This is a genomic window from Granulicella sibirica (assembly GCF_004115155.1).
Classification (GTDB): domain Bacteria; phylum Acidobacteriota; class Terriglobia; order Terriglobales; family Acidobacteriaceae; genus Edaphobacter; species Edaphobacter sibiricus.
Genome location: NZ_RDSM01000001.1, coordinates 1,975,263 through 1,997,109 on the forward strand (window position 1 = coordinate 1,975,263; position 21,847 = coordinate 1,997,109).

9 protein-coding genes are annotated in these 21,847 nt (G+C 63.1%); 3 read left to right on the top strand and 6 right to left on the bottom strand.

The features are described 5' to 3' along the window. The first annotated feature begins 101 nt into the window (after positions 1 to 101). A complete protein-coding gene (locus GRAN_RS08210; protein WP_128912424.1) occupies positions 102 to 641 on the top strand; it encodes a hypothetical protein in 540 nt (179 codons plus the stop codon). A gap of 367 nt (positions 642 to 1,008) precedes the next feature. On the opposite strand, the gene GRAN_RS08215 is transcribed toward GRAN_RS08210, so the two are convergent. Then, the gene (locus GRAN_RS08215; protein ID WP_128912425.1) at positions 1,009 to 1,965 is read right to left on the bottom strand and encodes an IS1595 family transposase; all 957 of its coding nucleotides are present in this window, start codon (positions 1,963 to 1,965) and stop codon (positions 1,009 to 1,011) included. Between the two features lie 295 nt (positions 1,966 to 2,260). Here GRAN_RS08215 and GRAN_RS25445 point away from each other — a divergent pair, with 295 nt between their 5' ends. Beyond that, positions 2,261 to 2,407 (top strand): hypothetical protein, encoded by a 147-nt coding sequence (locus GRAN_RS25445; protein ID WP_161570896.1) that lies wholly within the window; start codon positions 2,261 to 2,263, stop codon positions 2,405 to 2,407. A 74-nt stretch (positions 2,408 to 2,481) separates the two neighbouring features. On the opposite strand, the gene GRAN_RS08220 is transcribed toward GRAN_RS25445, so the two are convergent. The 5 genes from GRAN_RS08220 to GRAN_RS08240 form a co-directional block, all read right to left on the bottom strand. Further along, positions 2,482 to 4,242: a DsbA family protein gene (locus tag GRAN_RS08220; RefSeq protein ID WP_128912426.1), complete on the bottom strand. Its 1,761-nt coding sequence runs from the start codon at positions 4,240 to 4,242 to the stop codon at positions 2,482 to 2,484. Then, on the bottom strand, positions 4,239 to 4,913 hold the full coding sequence (locus GRAN_RS08225) for a hypothetical protein (protein ID WP_128912427.1): 675 nt from the start codon (positions 4,911 to 4,913) through the stop codon (positions 4,239 to 4,241). The genes GRAN_RS08220 and GRAN_RS08225 overlap by 4 nt, the downstream gene beginning before the upstream one ends. Then, a complete protein-coding gene (locus GRAN_RS08230) occupies positions 4,910 to 14,518 on the bottom strand; it encodes a carboxypeptidase regulatory-like domain-containing protein (RefSeq protein WP_128912428.1) in 9,609 nt (3,202 codons plus the stop codon). Before GRAN_RS08230 ends, GRAN_RS08225 begins: the two co-directional genes overlap by 4 nt. Before the next feature lie 8 nt (positions 14,519 to 14,526). After that, positions 14,527 to 15,372 carry a hypothetical protein gene (locus GRAN_RS08235; RefSeq protein ID WP_128912429.1) on the bottom strand — a complete coding sequence of 282 codons (846 nt, stop codon included), beginning with the start codon at positions 15,370 to 15,372 and terminating at the stop codon, positions 14,527 to 14,529. Between the two features lie 78 nt (positions 15,373 to 15,450). Continuing rightward, positions 15,451 to 20,337, bottom strand: coding sequence for a PKD domain-containing protein (locus GRAN_RS08240; protein ID WP_128912430.1), 4,887 nt, complete (start codon positions 20,335 to 20,337; stop codon positions 15,451 to 15,453). 634 nt (positions 20,338 to 20,971) lie between these two features. On the opposite strand from GRAN_RS08240, the gene GRAN_RS08245 reads away from it, so the two are divergent. Next, positions 20,972 to 21,721: a sugar transferase gene (locus GRAN_RS08245; RefSeq protein WP_128912431.1), complete on the top strand. Its 750-nt coding sequence runs from the start codon at positions 20,972 to 20,974 to the stop codon at positions 21,719 to 21,721. The last annotated feature ends 126 nt before the right edge of the window (positions 21,722 to 21,847 follow it).

Here is a 21,847-nt window from a genome sequence, read left to right on the forward strand (position 1 = left end):
ACCCAACGGGCGACTCCAGAATAGCTGAGTCGCCCGTATGTCATTAAAAGCAATTAAGTTACCCTCATCCCATCCCTTAGAAGACGTGATATACATGAGGGGTGAACCCAGTGATTCCCAACCCGACCGTCGAACTTGCCAAGAGCGAGATCGAACGACTTGCCTCAGAAATTGAGGGGGAAGTCGCTCGGCTTAAGACAATTGTCCAAATGGCGGAATCACACAAACGGCGCATCAGTCGGATGACAGAAGAGATGAAGGCGTGGGGCGTCATCATTGAAAACAATAAACCGGATGGTCAGATCCCTCCGGAATCTGCTTTTTCTCCGACCTTCGTACAAATCTCCAAAGCGGAAGAATCTGAAGCTGATAATTATGGATCTAAGATTGCCGCCGTCCGTATGTTGCTAAAAACTTATGGACCAAAGGGCGTTACGCCGCGAGAAGTCACAGAATACCTTCGTTTTCTCAATATGCAAGTCAGCAGCTCCTTTGCCAGCAACGCGCTGTTCACCATGAGACAGCGAAAGGAAGTCGTGCGGGTGGGGAACAAGTATGTGCTTGCGCATCTTACTGACCCATTTGTCGTGGCAGAACCTTTGGATTCCCATGTAAAAGGGGAACCCGAAGGCTCCCCTTAGACATTGATCGTGGCCTACATCCCCAACACTTTGACGGGCGAACGGGATGGGCAACGGGAAAGGAGGCGATAGATCATGCCCCTTTTTCTCTGCGGTAAGCAGATCGTGGTGCCGAAAGGCACCCGTTCTGTTTAATGACTACTTTAAACCCATTAACTTGGGTTTGCAATGATTCACCCGTAAGCGTAGCCTTTTGGGTTATGGCGAACGAAGAGAACTCCTCCAATCCTTCCGACAAGCTTACTGCTGCTTTGAGGCAGATTTTATCCGCCACCCCTGCGGACGTCCGCGCCGCAATTGCGGCGGCGAAAGAAGAGAAATTTTCGTACCATACGAAATACTCCCCAGACCCCGAAGATTCCCACGCCTAAGCGGAGGCCGCCTCCTTCCCAGTAAGCTCGTTCCATGTAAGGCGCTTGCCGCCAACTTCTGCAAGCGCCTTTGTGAAGCGGTCACCGTCGTTCATCTTGATACGGTTGTTGAACCGAAAGCACTGCTCGGCAAGGTATGAGTTCATGTGGACGGCTTCCACTGCTACGTAGGTGCCGTTCAGTGTCCTCTTGAGGCAGCTCCAGAAGTTCTCAATGGCCTGAGTCGAAACCTTCCCACGCACAAACTCTTCCATGTGGTTTACGGTCTCATGGACATATCGTGTGCGGTCGATGCCGTCATACGAAGCGGCTGAATCGGTGTAGATCGTAGCGCCGAAGCCGACCCTTTCCAAGATCTCCTTTTGAAGTGTGGCCCGCTTGATGTTGGGGACGATCTGGGCGCGTACTTGGCGAGTTTTACGCTCCATCATTCCCATGACGATCGTCTTATGGTCGGTTTGTCCGATCTCGCGGCGACGGCTGACGTGCATGTTCTTGGGGCGACCACCGATCCATGTTTCGTCGATCTCTACGGGGTTGTCGCGGTATCCACCAAGAGTCTTGGGAGCGGTCTCTTTCAGGATGTGACGCAGGCGCTGTAGGACGAACCATGCGGCCTTTTGACCCATACCCGTAGCGCGGGCGATCTCATAGCTCGACACGCCATTCTTGCAATTCACGAGAAGCCAAAGGGAAACAAGCCACTTGTCGAGCGTGAGAGGAGAATCCTCAAATATGCTGCCTACCTTGACGCTGAATTGCTTGCGGCATGAATAGCACTTCCAGCGCTTCTGGACTGCCAGCCAGTAATGCTTGCGCTCTCCCTCAGCCGTGTTGCACTTGGGGCAAACGGGCTTACCATCGGCCCAGCGAATAGCCGCGATGGCATCAATGCAGGTCTGCTCGTCTGAGTAATAGCGAATCGCTTCGGTGAGTGTTTTTGGGTGGGTCATGTACGTTTCCTTCACTAACCCAAACCTTACTATCGTGTGATGGGTTAGTCAAGGAAATTATGACCGTTACGCTATGGCTGTAGCTGCAAATCCCTCATTCGAAGGGACTTGCGGCTAAAAATTAGTAAACAAAGGAGTTAGCTCCGGCCACTGAGGCCGCGAGTAACTTTACTTCCGCTTTAATTGTATGGGACTCACCGTAACTCATAGGACACGGCTAATCCCTTTGCTTTGATATTCTTAGGCGCTCTCGGGGCTTGACATGCGATTTTGCTGAGGTTTTTGAGGGCTTTTGTTGAAGTTTTTTTTGGGGGTTGGCGGGCGGGAGGGGATTGGACTCCCTTCGTTCGGGGTGACGGCAAAAAACGGGCCACCGCAACAGAAGACGCAGATTCCCTTCGGGAATGACAACCAGAAAGGCAACGGCGAAGGGCAGCCCTGACGACAGCGAAGGGCTCGACAGGCGACTGCAATGCTAGCGACGGCAATACTGGCGACGGCAAGGGACAACGTCATTTAGTTGGCTGGGATGGCGGCCTGGTCGGTGTGGAGGTAGTCCTCGTAAAGGGCGAGAGGCTGGATGCCGTCTACGCGTTTGCCGTTGAGGATCAGGACGGGGACGCCGCGGACGCCACGGCTGGTGGCTTCGAGGTGGTCGGCTTCGATCTGATGGTCGAATTCGGGGCTGTCGAGGACTTTGATGAAGGTGGTCGTGTCCAGGCCTGCTTCTTTGGCAGCGGCCAGGATTCGAGTGCGCGCGGCGTTGGGGGATGAGGGGAGGGTCTGGCCGGCAAGGAGGTAGTAGAAGGGCCAGAAGCGGTTCTGGTTTGAGGCCGCGAGGAGTGCGCGGTGCGTCAGGGCGGCGTTTGCGTGGCCGGGGAGGGCGTAGCTCTTGAGGATGACGCGGAGTTGAGGGCCCTGCTGTTCAAGGAGGTTCTGGACGACATGGCCGATAGCGGGTGCGGCTGAGGCTTCGACGTCGGAGAACCAGAGGATGGAATTGGAGGACTGTGGCGTGCCGGCGATCAGGTGTTCCTGAGCGTCAGAAGGAACTCTCGTGGCTAGCTGAACGGGTGCGAGCATGCCAGGTTCGCTCGCGGCGAGAGCGACTGCCTGCTGGAGTTCGGGGAGGCTGCGTGCGCCGGTGAGGGCGTGGCCGTTGATGAAGAAGGATGGAGTTCCGTCGACACCTGCCTGGTTGCCGAGGACGCGGTCGGAGGCGATGGCGGCGCGATAGTTTCCGGAGGCGAGATCGGCCTGAAAGCGGGCCATGTCGAGGCCGATCTGGCGGGCGAAGGTGTCGATGTGGGCGCGGTCGATGACGTCCTGCTGGGCAAAGAGGAGATCATGCATGGGCCAGAACTTGCCCTGGGCCCCGGCGGCGAGGGCGGCTTCGGCGGCGATTTCGGAGTTCTCGTGGATGTCGAGGGGGAAGCTGCGATAGACCCAGCGGACCTTTCCACCGCTGGCTGCGATGAGCTGATGGAGGGGGTCGATGGAGCGGCGGCAGAAGGGGCACTGGAAGTCGGTGAACTCGACGATGGTGACGGGTGCGTCGGTAGGACCCAGCGCGGTCGGGTTGCCGGAGAGCATCTGCTGCCAGAGGTCTTTTGCGATGACGGGTGAAGGTTCAGGCGTGGCGGCTAGTCTCGGCACTTCGGACGGCGACGGGGTGGGTATCGCGGCTTTGACGAGCGAGGCGAGGGTGGGTGCGTCCACGGAGCCGGTGGAGAGCTTGCCGTTGATGAAGAGGGAAGGTGTCTGGTTGACGCCGATGGCGTTTCCTTCCGCGACCTCGTTGCGCACCTGCGGAAGGAAGCGGTGGGAGTCGAGGTCGCGCTTGAAGCGAGGCAGGTCGAGGTGGAGGGAGGCGGCGTAGAGGAGGTACTGCTCGCGCGTCATCTGGCGCTGATTGGCCTGGATGAGATCGACCATGTCGAAGTAGCGGCCCTGGGCTCCGGCGGCGAGGGCAGCTTCGTGGGCGAGTTGAGACTCGGTGTGCTGGTCGAGGGGGAACTGGCGAATCTGGAGATGGATCTGGTCGGGATGCGCCTTGGCCATGGCCTCGATGAGTGGGACAGTTGCAGCGGAGAAGGGGCACTCGAGATCAATGAAGGCGACGATGGAGACCGGGGCGGTGATGGAGCCGAGGGTGGTGATGGGTTCGGCTGACTGGTAGTTGTCGGGGATGCTTTTGTACTGGGCCAGAGCGTGGGATGCGGTCGCCGTGAGGGCGAAGGCGAGGACGGAGTTTCTGAACTGGGGGAATTTGATCACTGGTTGGCTCCATGGCGGGCGGAGGCTCCGGCAAGTGCGGCTGCCTGTGCGGCGGCAGCGGTCGTGGGTGGAGGCGGAGCGAGCTTGACCTTGTGGAGGACGAGCTTGTTTTGCGGGAGATCGTTGTTCTTGACCCAGTAGGTGATGGCGGTTCTGGCTGCCGGTGATTCGAGGGATCCGGCGAGCTGCCAGCGGAGGGCGCTCTCGTGCATGCCGATGAGGTGTGGCGAGCCGTGGAGACCGAGGGCCTGGGCGGCGGTCTCTTTCTCGTCGCGGAGCCAGGTGGCTTTTGCGAGAAGCGGGTGGTTGAGCTGGAGCTGGCTAACCTGGGCTCCCGTGGCGTGGGTGAGGACCACGACGAGACGGGCGGGATCGAGGGGGACGGCGGGCTTTGTGGTGTCCGTGGCGGTGGGCGGCGTTGTGAGGGACTCGAGGAGGGTGAGGGCTTCGTCACCTCGCGCGGAGTTGAGGTCGCGATAGAGGAGGAGCCAGAAGCCGCCGGGATTCAGGTGGGTGTTGTCGATGGTGACGCCGTCGGCAGTCCAGAGGGTGTAGGGCGGGGGCTGGATTTCCTGCGTGAGGACGGTGTTAGTTGGCGCGGATTGCGCTCCACTCGCGGGCGAGAGCGCGGCAAGGGCGAGGAAGGCGATTGCGAGGCGGGTCGGGGTCATGGGAGGGGGTTTCCGAATGCTGTCGTTGAGGGCCTTGTCGCTGAGGACCTTGTCGCTGGGGGACTTAGGGAGGAGAACAAAGGCGGATATGGGGGGCCTTCGCTTCGCTCCGGATGACTGCGCAGGATAGGCAACGGCTCGGAACAGGCAACGGCAGAGGAAAACGCAGATTCCCTTCGGGAATGACAACCAAGGGTTGGCTGGCCAGCGGGCGGTGTGCCGGCGGGGCGCGTATCAGCGGGGCGCGTATCAGCGAAGAAGGTGACGGCGGGTACGGAGGGGGACGGGGGGCGAAGCTGGGAGCTTGGTCCGGTGTTGCAGTTCGCCGTATTGATGACGGGGTTGATGGTTGCGGTATCGCCCTGGTTGGCGAGGGTACCGGTGACGGTGGCGGCGCAGCCCTGGTAGTACGTGGCGACAACGGTGAGGGTGCCGGTGGCGACGCCGGACAGGGTGTAGTTGCCGGAGGCGTCGGTCTGGGCGAAGAGGGTGTACGTGGACCCCGAGGAGGTGACGCTGACCTGGACGTTGAAGAGTGGATTCTGGCCGTCGGTGACGGTGCCGGTGACAGTGCCGGAGGGAACGAGGATGACGTCCTGGTGGTCGATGGTGTCGCCGGTCTGGATGTAGTACTGGGCCTGGGTGGTGAGTCCGTTGGCGTTGGCGATGATGCTTGCCTGGTCGTGCGCGGGGACGGCGGCGGTGTAGACACCTTGGGCGTTGGATACGCCGAAGAAGGTCACGGGCGTGCCCTCGTTGGGGACGGTGACCTGGACGTTGGGGTTGGTGGCGGGGGTGGATCCATCGCTCTGGTAGATGGTTCCGGTGAGGACGGGAATGGGCAGGGTGACGTTGGCGGTGAGGTTCTGGCCCTGGGCGGTGAAGTTGCCGGTGGTGTTGACGGGCGACGGTTGGCCGTAGGTGTAGGTGGGGCTCTGGGTCATCTGGGACTGGATGGTGAAGCCATCGTGTCCGACGGTGATGTTCGGGAAGCTGAAGGTTCCGTCGGTCGAGGTGACCTGGGCGATGTAGTCCTGCGTGTCGGCATCGAGGAGGAGGACGTTGTAGGTTGCGGGCGGGGCGGGCGTGGCTCCGTCGGAGGCGAGGAGGGTTCCGGAGATGGTGCCGGTATAGCCGTTCTGGACGGTGATGGGGAGGGTCTTGCCGTCGTCGGTGGTGTGGACGACGATGATTCCGGAACCGGTGAAGCTCCCATTGGAATTCGAGACCTGGATGGAGTAGCTGGCGTCGGGGACATTGGTGAAGGTGACGGTGCCGTCGTTGCCGGTGGTGAGGCTTGAGTAGTAGGAGTAAAGGGCGGTGGTGGGCTGGGTGCCGTCGAGGGTGACGTAGGCCTGGGGGACGGGGTTGTTATTCGTGTCGGTGACGGTGACGACGACGGTGGTGTTGACAGGCAGCTTGATGTTCTGGGTGAGGGTCTGGCCGGAGGCTGCGGTGGTGATGGTGGACTGGGACTGGTAGTAGGTGCCGCTGTTGAGCTGGCCGCCGAGCTGGACGGAGGTGGACGCGAGGACGACGGGGAAGGTGTAGGTTCCGGAAGAGGTGGCGGTTGTCGTGGAGTGGGTGGGGACCTGAGCGCTGCCGTTGCCCGGGTAGTCAAGGATGGCGACCGCGCTAGGTGCCGCGGTTCCGCTGTAGGTGGTGATGGTTCCGGTAAGGGTGCTGACGGCGGGAAGGGCGATGGTCATCGGGATGACCTCGCCGTTGGTGGCGACGGTTCCGCTGGATGTGGCGCTGACGGCACCGCCCTGGTACTGGGTCTCGCCGGGATAGTAGACGACGAGCTGGTAGGCGCCGATTGGGACCGCGGTGACGGGGAGGGTTCCGTCGGCCGCGGTGACGCCGATGGCCTGGTAGACATTGCCGGCGTCCATGCTGCGGTGGATGGTGACGAGGGTGTTCGGCGCGGGCTGGCCGTTGGCGTAGTTGACGGTTAGGTTGATAGTGGCGCCGGTGGCGAGCTGGAGGTTCTGAGTGGTGGTGGATCCGGCAGTGACGGTGACCGTCGCGGTGGCGGTGAGGCCACTTGTGCCGTCGGTGCCGGTGAGGGTGTAGGTGCCGGCTGGGAGCTGCGGGAGGCTGAAGGCGCCACTGGAGTCGGTCGTGGCCAGGCGGGAGAAGGTGTTGGCGGTGTCGGTGAGCTGAACGATGTCGTGGGTTTCGGGATTGCCCCTGGCGTCGGTAAAGGTTCCGGAGACGGTTCCGACGGCGGGCAGGGTGACGGTGACCGGGGTGGCCTGTCCGGCGGTGATGGTGACGGTCTGCTGGACGAAGAAGTAGCTTCCGCTGGAGTTGCCGTATTGCGGTACGGCGATCAGTTGGAGGGTGTAGGTGCCGGGAAGGAGGCCGGTGAAGGTGAAGGTGTTGGCGGAGGTGAGATTGATGGTGCCGACGGTCTGGTTTGTGGAGTTGAGCGAGATGCTCGCCTGACTATAGGCGGTTCCGGTGGGGACGTTGAGGGTGCCAGTGATGAGGCCGGTATTCGAGAAGACGATGTCGTTGCTTGAGTTCGAAACGCCTTGGGCGAAGGTGCCGTTGACGATGGGCGAGCGGACGGAGGTGTTGGGGTCGGTGCCCTGGAGGGTGTAGCTGGCGACAGGGACGGAGGTGAGATCGAAGACGCCGTTCCTGTCGGCGAGCTGGAAGGCGGTGGCGCCGAGGTAGAGGTCGGTTCCGGTAAAGACGGCGAGGGCTCCGGGGACGAGGGTCTGGTTGTCGCCGGCGTAGACGTGGCCGGTGACGCTGCCGGAGCTGGGCACGGTGATGGCGGGCAGGGTGCTTGTACCACCCTGGGGGATGACGAAGTTCTGGATGGCGGCCAGCTCGTCGGACTGGAGGCCGGTGAGGCCCTCGGGTGGGAGCTGGTAGAGACGCGCTACCGATGCGGCGGCCTGGCCCTGGTTGGTCTGCTGGGTGGCGAAGTGGAGGAAGGCGACCTCGCCGCCGGCGGGGATGGTGATGGAGTTCCAGCGGTAGGTAAGGACGGCATAGCTCAGGCCGCTCGGGAGCTGATAGGACGGGGTGACGGCGACGGGAGCTCCGGGGCCTTCGAAAGCCTCGCCGAGGGCGGGCTCCGAGTAGGGATAGGGGCTCGAGCCGGTGTCGTCGTTGGTGACGAGCGTGGTGTCGGCCGAGGAGAGAGACGCATCTCCGCTTGAGGTGGTAACGGAGATAGCGTTCAATCCGTTGGACGACTGCACCTGGCCGCTTACCTGAACGTCGACCGTGACGGGGGTGGTGCCGGGATTGGAGAGGATCTCGAGATAGCGTGCGAAGTACCCCGTGGAGGGCACGTAGATCTTACGGGTGACGTTGAGCGAGTCGAGGTTCGACTGCGTGATGGCGAGCTGGCGTCCACCAATCGAGGTGACGGCGGTCGATGCGCCGATAAAGTCCGTGGCGGCGCCGTTCTGGAAGAGCGAGAGGTGGAAGGCGTTCTGGTAGGTCGGGTTGAAGAAGTTGTTGCTGACGAGATTGGGGTAGGTGGCACCATTGCCGATGGAGCCGTCGTGCTGCACGTCGTATGGGAAGCCGTTGAAGTCGGTGAGGGTCTGGCCGAGGGAGACGACGTTCGAGGTGAGCTGGATGTTGACGGTGACGATGTCGCCATCCTTGGTCACCGAACCCAGGGAAGTGCCACCGAGGCCGTGGCTGAGGTCCTGCGCCGTGACCTGGAAGGCTCCGGCGGGGACGCCGGTGATGGAGTAGTTGCCGCTTGCGTCGGTGCTTCCAGCGAGGGTGCTGGTGAGTCGTCCCTGGCTGACGAGGGTGACGCCGAGGTTGGCGGCGGCGGTGCCGTCGGGATTGGAGACGGTGCCTTTGACGGTGGCGATCGCGAGATAGGAGATGTCCTGGGTGATGACCTGGCCGGAGGTTGCGAGGATGAGGGCTGCGGCGTAGTTGCGGAGGACCTGGTTGGGGTCGTAGACGTTGATGACGTACTCCCCGAGCGGGAGATTGAGGAACTGGTAGGAGCCGTCGGCGAGGGTGGTGAAGCGGGCGGCAGGCTGGCTGGTGCCGTAGAGGTAGATCTGCAGACCAGCCCCGGCGGCGGGGGTAGTGCCATCAGCCTGATAGATATGGCCTGCGATCTTGCCGGAGGGCTGGAGAGTGATGTTGACGTTCTGAGTTCCGTTGGGCGCGAGGGTGACGGTGCTCTGACCGGTGAGCTGGGTGGTGGGATCAGTTGCGTTGACGGTGACCTGGCCGGCGAGGACGTTGCTGAGCGTTACAGTGCCCTGCGCGCTGGTGGTGCCCTTATAGCCAACGTTGGTGTTGAAGCTGCTGGTCGCGGTGACGTTGACGGCGGCGTCGGGGTTGCCGTTGGCCGTGACCACCGTGACGTTAATCGTGCCGACTCCGTCGAGGGTGACGTTGACGGTAAGTTGCTGGTTCGTGGTGGCGATGGTCCCGTTGATATAGCCCTGGTCGCCCGTTGGCGTGTTCTGGGCGGCGACGGTGAAGGCACCTACGGGGACGGAGCGGAAGATATAGTGTCCCGTGGCGTCGGTCTGGGTAGTGGCGACGAGGCTTTCGAGCTGATTGGGAAGTGTGCCGTAGAGCTGGACGGGAGCGTTGGGTACCGGGGTCTTGCCGTCGGAGGCGAGGATAGTTCCGCTTATGGTTCCGCTCTGGACGAGCGTGACGTTGAGGGTGACCGTCTGGCCGGAGAGGCCGAGGGTTCCGGTGGTGGTTCCGCTGTACCCGTTGGCTGCATCGACCTCGGCGCTGAGCTGGCCGACGGGAATGTTGTTGAAGGTGGCAGCTCCGGTGGAGCTTGTCGTGGCGGTGAAGGTCTGGACACCGCTCGACGTTGTGACGTGCAGCGTAGTGGTGAGGCCGCTGAGGACGACACCCGAGGGCGCGGTGGCCTGGACGGTGACGGAACCTCCTGAAGAGAGGACGATGTCCTGCGTCGTGGTGGCGGAGCCGGAGACGGTTACGCTGACGGTCGCCGCGGTGTTCGAGGCGGGATCGTAGGCCTGGAGGGTGTAGGCGCCGCCGGGGACGTCGGTGAACGAGTAAGCACCACTGCTGTTGCTAAGCGTCGAGACGGTCTGCGCGCCCATGTGCAGGTAGACAGTTATTCCGGGCAAGGGCGTGTGGTTGGTGTCAGAGCCGCGGACGGTGCCCTGGATGGCGCCAGAGGTGCCGATCATGATGTCCTGCGTGGTGGTCGTGCCGACGCTGACGAGAGGTGTGGCGAGGCCGGTGAGCAGGGTTCCGGTGATGCTGGCAACCTCGGCGTAGGTTCCGGCAGGGAGGCCGTTGATGGCGTAAGTGCCGTCGGCCTGGATGGGAATGGCGACGGTTCCGGTGAGCGATGGACTGGTGAAGGTGATGGTGCCGTTGGTGACGACCGTGGTTGCGTTGAGGCGAACGGTGCCCTGAACCTGACCGGTGTTGGAGAAGTTGACCGGCTGGAGGACGCCGGGGACAGCGGTCGTGAGCGAACCGTTGAAGGTGGGTGAGGCGACTTTCGTGATGGGGTGTATGGCGGAGAGGTTGAAGTTCTCGAGCGGGATCGCGATGGCGTCGCCGGCCCCGTCGAGATTGGTGTTGAATTGGAAGTTGCCGCTGCCATCCGATTTGTACTGATAGGTGCGGGCGAAGATCGGGTCGGCGCTCTGGAGGCTGACGAGGGCCGCGGGGATGGGAGTGGTGGTGTCACCGGCGTAGACGGTCCCACCTACCTGGCCGGTGAGGGCTGGAAGAGCAGCTACGGTGCTCGTGAGGTTCTGGGGGACGGCGAAGTTCTGGATGGCAGAAGCGTCAGCCGCGCTGAGACCAAGCAGGGCTTCCGGGGGAAGCTGGACCAGACGCTGTGCGCTTGCCGTGGCTGCGGTGCGCAGAACTTCCTGGGAGACGAAGTGCATGAGCTCGACCGTTTGCCCGGCGGGGATGCGGACCTTCTGCCACGTGGCGCTGAGCTTGCCGTAGCTGCTTGTGGTGACGAAGGATCCTGCGCCGAGCGAGACGGGGCCTTTGCCGTCGTCGAAGACGTAGGCCACGGAGGGAACGTTGTCCGAGTTGATGAAGGGATCCGTGTCTTCGTCGGTGCCTTCGATGATCCAGTGATCGGTCGTGGTGGGGTCGGTGGTGACGGAGAAGGTGCTGTCGCCGCTGGAGCTGCCGTTGACCTCGGGGGTTCCGTTGTAGGTGTAGCCATCACGATTTTCGTGGGTGTACCGGTAGCCGGAGGTGAGGTTGACGTCCACGGTAATGTCGGCGGCGGTTGGGTTGGCGAGGACCTCTAGGTAGCGGGCCATGTAGCCGGCTTTGGGCACGAAGATCCGGCGGGTGACGTTGAGTCCGGCGACGCCATCCTGCTCGACGGCGAGTTCCTGGCCGTTTTGGAGCGAGGTGGCGAAGACGTTGCCGCTGAAGCCGTGGGTGCTTCCGTCACTATCGAGGTAGAGGGTGAGGGTCTCGTCGTGCTGGTTATAGCCGGCGATACCGAACCCGGCGAAGACGGAGTTGAGGCCGCTCGAGATCTCGCCGGTCTGGTCAAGGTCGTAGGGCATGGCGTTGGCGTCGAAGAGGGTCTGGGTGGTGCGGACCTGATTCTGCGCAAGCATGAGGTTGACGGTGACGGTTGGGGTGGCGGCGGGAAGGGTGGCGTTGACCTGGGCAGATGCGGTTGGGGTATAGGCGAGAACGGAGATGGGTCCAGTGGGGACGCCGGTGATGGTGTAGTTTCCGGAGACGTCGGTCTGGGTGGAGACGGTGCGGACGAAACCGGCGGTGAGGCTTTGGGCCGATACGGCCACGCCGACCGCTACCGTTCCGTCGATGTTGGTGACGGTTCCGTTGACCGTGCCGCGAGAGATGAGGATGAGATTCGCCGTGACGGTCTGGCCCTGGGTGGTGATGGTCGCGGTGGCGGAGGGCGAGCTTGCGGTGCCGACACCGTCGAGGGCGACTATAGAGTGAGTCCCGGCGGGAACGGTGGCGAACTGGTAGGTTCCGTCGCTGGCGGAGACGGTGGTGAGGGACTGGTCAAGCTGAATCTCGACGCCAGGTGCTGGAGTCTTGCCGTCGGCGGCGAAGACGGTTCCGGAGATAACACCGGCGGGCTGCAAGTTCACCGTGACGGTGGCGTTGCCAGCTACGGTGAGGGTCCCCTGGGAGGTTCCGGCGAGTTCGTTTACCGGGTTGGTGGCCATGACGGTGAAGCCGCCGGCGAGGACGTTCTGGAAGGTGTAGGTTCCGGTGGCGCTCGATAGACCGGAGAGTTGCTGGGTGAAGGCGGTGTCGCTTGTGAGGGTGAGTTGCGCGTTCGGGACGGGTGTGCCGGTGGCGTCGAGGACGGTGACGCTGACGTTTCCGAGGCCGTTGAGGACGAGGTTCGGGGCGGTCGTCGTGGTGGACGCGGTCGAGGTGGTGTTGACGGAGCCCTGGTTGCCGGTGGCGGGGTCGGTGGCGAGGAGTTGGACTTTGCCGGGGGGCACGAAGTTCAACGTGTAGTTGCCCTGGGCGTCGCTGGTGGCGGTGATGGCGTTCTGGCCAGCCTGGACCTTGACGGACGCTGCGGGGGTCTGGCCATCGGCCTGGAGGATCCTGCCGGTGATGGTGCCGGCGGCGGCGAGGGTGATGTTGAGGGTGACGGTCTGGCCCTGCTGGTTGATGATGCCGAGAGCGGTGCCCCCGAGGTTGCCGCTGGCAAGCGAGGCGGAGACGGCGAAGGAGCCAACGAAGACGTTCGAGAGGGTGTAGTGGCCGCTGGCGTCGCTCGTGGTGGTGAGCGACTGCTGGGTGGAGTTCTGGGCCATCAGGGTGATGGCGGCGTTCGGGGCGGGATTTCCGGAGGCGTCGGAGACGAGGCCGGTGACGGTTCCGTTGCCGAGGAACTGGATGTTGGCGGTGACGGTCTGGGAGGTAGTGGCGATGAAGCCACTGGCGCTGCCGCTGTTGCCCCGGGTGTCGGTGGCCTGGACGGTGAAAGAGCCGAGAGGGACGAATGGGAAGGCGTAGGCACCGAGGGCGGCGGTGGTGGTGCTGGCCGTGGTCGATCCGGAGAGGGAGACGGTGGTGCCGGTGGCGGCGGGGGAACCGTCGGCGTTGGCGACCGTGCCAGCGACGGTACCGAAGCCGCCTAATGTGACGTTGACCGTCAGGGGGGTGGTCGATTGCGGTGGGAGGGTTCCGGTGGACTGGCCACGGAGGCCGGTGGTGGGATCGAGCGCACCCACCATGATGGCTCCGCCGGGCAGGTTGGTGACGCGGTAGGTCCCGGTGGCGTCGGCGGTGGCGGTGAGGGTTACGCCGGTTCCGGAGATGGTGACGATGGCGCCGGGGACGGGCTTCAACTTGGGATTGACGATGGTGCCGGTGACTACTCCGGTGGAGACGCCTAGCTGGATAACGCCCAGGTCGGTGGTGCCTGACGGAACGGAGGTGGTGGCGTTGGATGAGCCGTTTTCGACGCTGCCTCCGCTGAGGGCGGCGATGACGGAGGCGGTGAGGGTGGTGCCTGCGCCGGGGACGTCGGTGGGTACGAATGGGATGGTGAAGAGACCGGTGAGGTCGGTGGTGCCGGTGAAGTAGAGGAGGACGGTAGCGGAGGCTCCGGGGACAGGCTTGCCATCGGGGCCGATGACGCGGCCGGTGACGGTCGTCGTTGGATCGGCGACGAGGGGGTTGGTGCCGAGTTTGACTTCGAGGCCGTCTGAAATGCCGTCGCCGTCGGTGTCTACGGATAGCGGGTTGGTGCCGAGGGTGACCTCCTGGCCGTCGGAGAGGCCGTCGCCATCGGTGTCGGCTACGAGAGGGTTGGTGCCGAGCTTGACCTCCTGGCCGTCGGAGAGGCCATCGCCGTCGGTGTCGGCTACGTGGGGGTCGGTGCCAAGTTGATACTCCTGGAGGTTGGTGAGGCCGTCGCCGTCGGGGTCCAGGGCTGCATCGGAGGGATCGAAGGGATTGAGGCCGTGGGCGATCTCCCACTCGTCGGGCATGCCGTCGCCATCGGAGTCGAGGTTGGCGCTGACGTTGAGGGAGGTGGATCCGACGAGGCCATCGTAGCGGACGGTGATGTTGACGACTCCGGCGCTGACGGCGGAGACGAGGCCGGTGGCGGAGACGGCGGCGATGGCGGGATTCGAGAGGGTGTAGGTGGTTCCGGGATCGGCGCTGACGTCGAGGTAGGTGCCGTCGGCGTAGAACGCGGAAACGAAGAGCTGGGAGGTCGCTCCCTTGGAGCCGAGGGTGGTGGTGGCGGGCGTGATGACGAGATTGGTTGCGGAGGGGGGAACAGCGGAGTCGAGGTCGACCCGGTCGAGGGAGAAGTCGCCGTTGGGGGTGATGCTGGCGAAGCCGGTATAGGCGCCACTGGTGGTTCCGTCAGAGTTGGTGCAGATGATCTTGGCGCGGTACTGGCCGGGGTTGTAGGGAATGTTGGGGATGGCGAAGGTGCCGTTGTCGTCGAGTTGTACGGAGTGGTTGAGGAGGGTGGCGGTGCAGTTGCTGCCGAGCAGGGGAGCGACTGTCTGTGCCAGCGCAGGCGGGGCGGACGCAAGGGCGAGCAGGGCCAGGACGAGGAGGCCGATGGTGTTGCGGATCGCGCGGATTGGCTTAAGGCTCGTCATCGCTTTGTCTACCAGACCAGCCGGGTGGCGCTCTGCGCTCCGTGCGGTTGATTTTTGAAGAAGAGCTGCTGGGGTTCGGTGAAGTTGGTGGTCTGGCCGGAAAAGGCTGGAACGGGCTCGAAGTCGATGAGTTGCGCCACGGGGTTTCCGCCTGCGTCGAAGGCGGCGAAAACGCCGGAGTCGTCTAGAGCGCGGGTCGAGACCCACCTCTCGCCTTCGAGCTTGAAGATGCCCGGGAGGAGCTGGTCGGGCTTGCCGGGGGCGGGCGGCGGACCGATGCGGTACTCGAGGATGACGTACTGGCCGGTTTCGAGGCGCTTGACGAGGGTGATCTCGCGGCCCTGATAGGCGCGCTGCCAGAGGCGCTTCCAGAAGGCGGGGTCGTGCTTGTAGGTGACGGCGTCGTCGTGAAAGAGCTGTTGGGATTTGGTGTCCCAGGTGGCGAGCCAGGTTTCGTAGTCCATTGCGGTGGCGGCGGAGATCTGGGCAACGAGGACGTGCTCGGGAGTGTCGGAGAGGGAGGCAGATTTGGGTTGAACGTGGATGGGGACGGCGGGGGAGTAGGCCTGCTCGAAGAAGCGATAGACGAACTCGACAGTGAACTGATTCTGCTTGCGCTCGGTGGTGGGGTAGCTGGGTTTGGTGAAGAGGCCCTTGTACGGTTGGGGGGTGAGCGCGGCGGGAGCCGGGTTAGTGGCCTGGGTGGAGGGTTTACCGGCTACCTGGGCGTGGGAGGCGTGGGGTATGACGGAAAGGATCGCGGCAAGGCAAACGACGTGGAGGCCCAGAGTCCGAAAGGGCGCTTGCGGGTGGCGAGACGTTGGGTGACCGGGAGATGGAATTTGCTTCCGCATGGTGTTCTTTCCTGTTCTCTGTTGTTGCTGAAGGCTGGTTTCGGTGCGCTTTGTGTCGCGAGCGTCTTGACGGTATGGCTATGGGCTGGGTGGAGGCGGATTTGGGACGGTGACGGAAATCGTCGGGCCGGGGGGGAGGAGTTGCAGCGAGCTTGTCGAGCTGTGTCCGCCGGGATAGCTGACAACAAAGTTCAGGGTGACTGGGTCGATGCCGAGCGAGATGGTGATGGATTCGCCGTCGCCCGAGATCGTTCCGGTGCTGCTGACCTGTATATTGCCGTTCGCGCCGATGGTCTCGAAGGGGTAGAAGGGATTGAAGACCTCGGCAGCGAGGCCGCCCATGACGCCGAGCTGGAGTGATCCTGAGCCGGTGACGCCTACTGTCTTCTTGGGCGCGGCGCAGCCGTCGTAGCTGACGGAAGCTTTAAGAGTTCCGGTTCCGAAGGCCGAGATGAACGGCCCGATATCTATCCCCAAAAGCGACTTAGTGACCGTAGCCTTGGGGCTTGTGAGAGTCACGGAGGCGGCGAGGGATCCGGAGACAAGCGCTTCGGTATCCTGCTTCTTTTCGCAGCAGCGGCCTTTGATGGAGAAGTTGGGCGTGAACTGGGCGGTGGCGGTTGCTCCGCCCGGGAGGCGGCTCGCGAGGCCGCCTTGCAAGAGGTTGGTGAGGCCGGTCCAACTGGCGGAGAAGGAGCTGCCAAGGGCTGCGGGATCGATTCCGGTATCGGGAACCTGATCACCCTTGCAGACGCCGTTGCTCTGGCACTTGGAGTTCTGCTCGCAGTAGAAGCCGGAATTGCATGGGCCGCTAACGCGCTTGGGGCCATCGCAGGAGCCCTGGTTGCACATGCCAGCGGTGAGGCAGCTTGTGCGTCCGCTGGGCTTGGTGCCGCATGCGCCGCTGACATTCTTGAAGACGCACTGGCAGGTTGACGGATCCTTGGTGCCCTGGCGGCAGGGATTGCCGGTGTCGCAGGTGTGAGCGCAGCCACTTGGCGGGGGGTTCGAGCCCGGTGAGGACCAGCCGGCCTTGGTGATGCCGAAGCCGGGGTCGCTGTTGAGGACGGAGCCGTCCGGGCTGACGCGCAGGGTGCCTACCGAGACGAATTGCTCGAGATCGTGGTCGTACTGGTAGAACTCCTCGACCATGCCTGGTGCCAGACCGGATGTGTTTGGAATGGTGATCGCAGCGGGGGTGGAGAATTTTGTGCCGGCAGGCTGGATTGTCCATGCGAAAGCTGGGGGGATGCCGTTCGGCGGAGGCATCGGGATGAGGTCACTCTTGACCTGAGATAGCGTCAACTGGCCGACATGGGACCCGTCCGGGAAGGTGACGGAGTTCGGGGCGATGGTGATCCCTGCGCCGGCCATGCCTTTGAGAGCGAGGGTGACGGCCTGGTTTCCGCCGGCGGTCTGGGCGCTCGAGGTGTCGACGATGGGCAGGTAGACCGGCATCTTGAGGGTGTTGTTCTGGCCGGGTAGATCCTGCAAAAGGAAGGAAAGGGATGGCAGAGTCTCGGGCAAGGTGGTCGTCGAGCCATCGACGAGAAGTGTGACAGTGCCAACGGGCGTGGCGCTGAGCGTGAAGTGGCCGTTCGCGTCGGTCGTGGTGCTGAGATTGGTGTTGAGGAGGCTGGCTGTCGCGTTAGGAACGGGAGCTCCCGCGTTATCGAGGACGACGCCGCTGACCGAAGTGCTGGACGCCGGGCCGGACGAGAAGCCGGAGGCGTAGAAGGTGACCGGAGAGTTCGGGTCGGCGGGGAAGTCGGCAGTGACGAGGTTGTTGTTGATGCCCTGCTGCTGGCCCAGGGTAAGAGTCGCGAGGGCGCGACCGTCGCTGTTGGTGTTGACGGTGTAGGTGGTCTGCGCGGTGGTGGTGGCGGCTCCGACGGATCCGTCGCCGCCGTTGATCGTGAAGGTGACGGGCACGTTCGCGATGGGGTTGCCGCCGGTATCCTGGACGATGGTCTGCAGGTTCTGGGCGAGCGGCTGGCCGAGGATCCCGCGCTGATTGTTGCCAAGGAACTCGTGAATATAGGCGGGAGCGCCGGGCGTCGTGGTCTCGGTGAAGACGGCGGAGCCAAGGAAGCCGGGTGAGGTGACCGAGACCTGATTGATGCCCAGTCCGGCGCGGGTGCCAAGCTGGAGGAGAACGCTTGCTTTGCCGGTGGCGTCGGTTTGGAGGCTGAGAGTCTGGGCCTGCTGCGGGAGGCTTTCCACCTGGCCGTCGCTCGCGGTGACGGTAAAGGTAACGGCGCGGCCTGGGATGGGGGTGCCGTTCGCGGTTTGGAGCTGAACCTGGAGCGCCTGTGACAGGACGGTGCCGATGGTACCGGTCTGGTTGTTTCCGCTGAGAATCGCAACGTGCTGCTGCGCGGTGGCAGGGGCGAGGTTGACGTGGGCAATGCTTTGGGAGGTGTTTCCCGCCTTATCGGTAGCGACGACGGTAAGGGTGTTCGCGCCGGGGACAAGAACGAGCCCGGAGAGCAGGAAGCTGCGGTTGGCGACGGCGGCAGCCTGCCCGTTGACCGTGACAGTGACGTCGTTGGCGTTGACGGTGCCGGTGACCTGGTCTGTGATCATGCCTGCGACGTTGACCTGCTGGGTGGTGACGGTAGACTGATCGGCTGGCTGGAAGATCGACAGGGCGGGAGGCGTGAGGTCGACCGTGATGCTGGTGGAGGCTGTGCCTACGTTTCCGGTCGCGGCGGTGCCGGTTGCGGTGAGGATGTTGACTCCTTCGCGGACGGGCACCGTAGCAGTGAAGGTTCCGGAGGTGAGGGTCGCGGTGACGCCGTTGACGACGACGGATTGGGCGGTCGTGTCGGCGGTGCCCGTCACGGAGACGCTAGTGGTCTTGAAGAGAGCGCCCTGGGTCGGGGTGAGAATGCTGAGGGCGACCGGCTGGGTGATGACGACGCCGCTAGTTGTGCTCGCCTGGTTGGCTCCGTCGGTTACGGTGAGCGAGACGGTGAAGGATCCCGGAGCGGTGTAGGTGTGGGTGACGGCGACGCCCGTGCCTGTGGTTCCATCGCCAAAGGCCCAGGCGTAGGTGAGGGTATCGGTTCCGGGGGCGGTCGAGGTAGAACCGTCGAAGGTGAGGACCTGGCTTACGTTGCCGGTGGATGGACTGGTGAAGATGGCGGCGAGAGTTCCTGGGGCGGTGATGGTTGCGCTTGTGGTCGCGCTGGCGGTTGCGCCGTCCTTGTTGGTGACGCTGAGGGTGACGGTGAAGGTGCCGACGGCCGAGTAGGTGTAGGTCGGGCTGACGCCGGTGGCCTTGCCGCCATCGCCAAAGCTCCAGGCGTAGGTGAGAACTTCACCCTTGGGATCAGAGGAGCCGGTGCCGTTGAAAGTGACGGGCTGGGCCGTTGTGCCGGTGTAGGGACCGCCGGCGTTCGCGGTGAGCGCGGTGGCGGCGGAGACGGTTGCGGTCGTGGCCGCAGTGCCTGAGAGGTTGGTCGAATCCGAGACGATCAGCTTGACGGTGTAGGTTCCGGCGGCCGCGTAGGTATGTTGTGGTTGGGCCGTGCTGCCTACCGTGCCGTCGCCGAAGTCCCAGGCGTAGACGAGGGAAAGGCTGTTTGGGCCGGTCGAGGCGGATCCGTTGAACTGAATTGGCGCTCCGGCGGTGCCGGTGTACGGGCCGCCGATGATCGCTACGGGATTCTGCGAAGCATTTGTTACCGTCACGGTCGCGTTCGAGGTCGCGGTGAGACCGTAGGTGTCGGCAACGGTGAGGACTGCTTGAAAAGTTCCGGCGGAGGCGTAGGCATGGGCCGGCTTAGCGACGGAAGCGGTTGCGCCGTCTCCAAAGGCCCAGCTATAGGTGAGCGCGCTCTGGTTCGGGTCGGTGGAGGCGGAGGCGTCGAAGCTGACGGGCTGGCCGGTAGTGCCGGTGTACGGGCCTCCGGCGACGGCGATGGGGTTCGTGAGGGCGGTGATCGAGGCGGTGCTGGTCGAGGACGCGGTCAGGCTGTTGGCGTCAGAGACGGTGAGGACGACGGTGTAGCTTCCGGCTTTTGTGTAAGTGTGGGTTGGTTTGACACCGGTGCCGGTCTGGCCGTCGCCGAAGGTCCAGGCATAGGTGAGGGCGAGGCCGTTGGGATCGCTCGAGGCGGAACCGTCGAATTGGATGGGCTGTTGGGTGAGTCCCTGGTATGGCCCGCCGGCGGACGCCTTGAGCGGCAGCAGGACGGGAAGAACGGTGAATCCGGCTTTGAGGGTCGCGGTCTGGTCGCCGGTCGAGACGGTGACGTCTCGGGTGCCGGTCGTGGCGGCTGGGTCAATGTCGAGGCTGGCGGTGGCGGTGCCGGCTCCGGTGACGGTGATGTTGCCGGGTAAAGACGATCCCGCACCGTTGACGCTGATTCCCGCGCCGAAGTTCGTCTGGGTCTGGCCTTGGAGGAAGTCGGTGTTGGAGGCGGCGATGGTGACGGAGACGGTCTGGCCGACGGGCGCGGAGGCAGGCGTGAGGGTAGATATCGATGCTGCCGGGTCGATCGTGACGGTCGTCGACTGGATGGAGCTGAAGTGCTGGTCACGCGTTGTCTCGCCGGAGATGGTGACCTGATACTGGGTCGGCGTGGTGATGGTGAGGGCGGGAATGGAGAAGGTGAGAACCACCTCGCCGCTTGTACCCGCCGCCTGCGCCGTGGGTGCCACGGTGACGGGGGAACCACTGGTGGGAGTGAAGGTAATCTGCGTCCGGGCGAGTTCGACCGAGCCGTACAGCAGGAGGGCCGTGGGATCGAAGGTGAGCTGCGCGGTGGTATTGGACTGAAGGCGATGCTGCGCGGTGACGCCCACGATGGTCACCTGGGTGGCGTTCGGCGCGGACCCGCACCCGGTCAGGAGGAGCAGCGTAAATGCGACAGCGATCGCGAGGGCTTTCGGGCCCTCTACCCTGAGGCGAAGTGCCGCATTCAATCTATGCGCCGAACAATCTACAGCGGCCCGCATTCCTGTCCTCGGCTAGCTGGCTCTTCCACTGGTGGCTGACGCTCCGCCTCTTCGCGGTGTCCCTGGAAAATTGCCTCTATGCCGGGGAGTGGCGAGGATGCAGAAAACATCTCGTATGCGTCTGGGGATCAGTTCGCAAGACGGGCCAGCGGAAGGACGGGAGACCCCCAGGTGGATCGAACCATCGTGATTAACGGGTCCGGTGGCGAGGCGGACGGGAAATGCTTGGAACGCGGCGCTCGCCTGGCAGCCGGCGTTGCCGTTTCACAAAGCAATTTATCGGCTGGGAAATTATGGAGGGGTCGCTGTAATCCCACTAAAAAGGATGTTGCTCTCTGGAACGACCAGCCGCTATCGTTATCCCATAAGCATCCGTCCAAGGAGCATTCCGAAGACAGCTCTGAGGAGGAGCCGCATCGGGAGGAGAGCGATGATCCTGTCACTGGAGGTAGGTCTTAGGTCGAACAAACGGCTATACTCAAGCGGTAAGGCGTTCGATGGACGCCCCCGAATTGGTAGCGCTGTGACGTCCTGTCACGAAGAGAAAGGTGGCAAATTCTCTGAGGCAAGGCTTCGGATCGCTTTTGATCGATGCCTTTGGATCGAACACTCTAGCTGAGTTATTAGGATGTGAATGCCGTTGCAGACCCAGTCCTCTGAACTTCGACCCACTTCTTCCTACGCTGATGTTGACCTTGGATACGTGGAGCCCTCGCGCGGCGGCGTCGACTACGATTTCAGCCCAAGTATCGAGTCCCCCGTCACAACCTTTGGTTTCCTCGCCTTCAAACGCGTCTTTGATCTGGTCGTCACGGTTCTGATCTCGCCGTTCGTTTTGTCCGTGGTAGCCCTGATCGCTGTCGCGGTGGCACTGGAATCGCCTGGGCCGATCTTCTTCTCGCATCGGCGCATCCATCGCGGAGGGGCATACTTTTCGATGTGGAAGTTTCGTACCATGTGTCTTAACTCGGCAGAAGTTTTGAGTAAGCATCTGGAGGAACACCCGGAAGATAGGGAAGAGTGGGCGTTGAACCACAAGCTCAAGAACGACCCGCGGGTGAGCCGCCTTGGGCTTTTTCTGCGCCGGACATCGCTCGACGAGCTTCCGCAGATATGGAATGTCTTCACCGGAACGATGAGCATCGTCGGTCCGCGGCCTATCGTCACCGCGGAAGTGGAGAAGTACGGTGCGGACTTCGCGTATTACACCATGGTGAAGCCAGGAATCACCGGGTTATGGCAGGCTTCCGGCCGATCGACGTTGACCTATCCACAACGGGTTGCCCTCGATCGGCGGTACGTGGAGCACTGGACGCCCTGGCTTGAGATCAAGATTCTCATCCGCACGGTTCGGGTCGTGTTCAATATGAATGGAGCCTACTGAGCTGGTTTTTCATGGAGCCTCAAGATCTCCCCTGGTTACTCTTCGCGTGCACTCATTGAAGGCTGGGTTCGGGGCAGAAGGGCTGGAGCGGTGGCTTTTTAGAATGCGCGTGCAGAAAAGACTGTC

Coding starts and splice junctions, on each gene's coding strand:
- GRAN_RS08225 (WP_128912427.1), bottom strand. CDS start 4,913: ATGACCCCGACCCGCCTCGCAATCGCCTTCCTCGCCCTTGCCGCGCTC.
- GRAN_RS08235 (WP_128912429.1), bottom strand. CDS start 15,372: ATGCGGAAGCAAATTCCATCTCCCGGTCACCCAACGTCTCGCCACCCG.
- GRAN_RS08215 (WP_128912425.1), bottom strand. CDS start 1,965: ATGACCCACCCAAAAACACTCACCGAAGCGATTCGCTATTACTCAGAC.
- GRAN_RS08240 (WP_128912430.1), bottom strand. CDS start 20,337: ATGCGGGCCGCTGTAGATTGTTCGGCGCATAGATTGAATGCGGCACTT.
- GRAN_RS08230 (WP_128912428.1), bottom strand. CDS start 14,518: ATGACGAGCCTTAAGCCAATCCGCGCGATCCGCAACACCATCGGCCTC.
- GRAN_RS08245 (WP_128912431.1), top strand. CDS start 20,972: ATGCCGTTGCAGACCCAGTCCTCTGAACTTCGACCCACTTCTTCCTAC.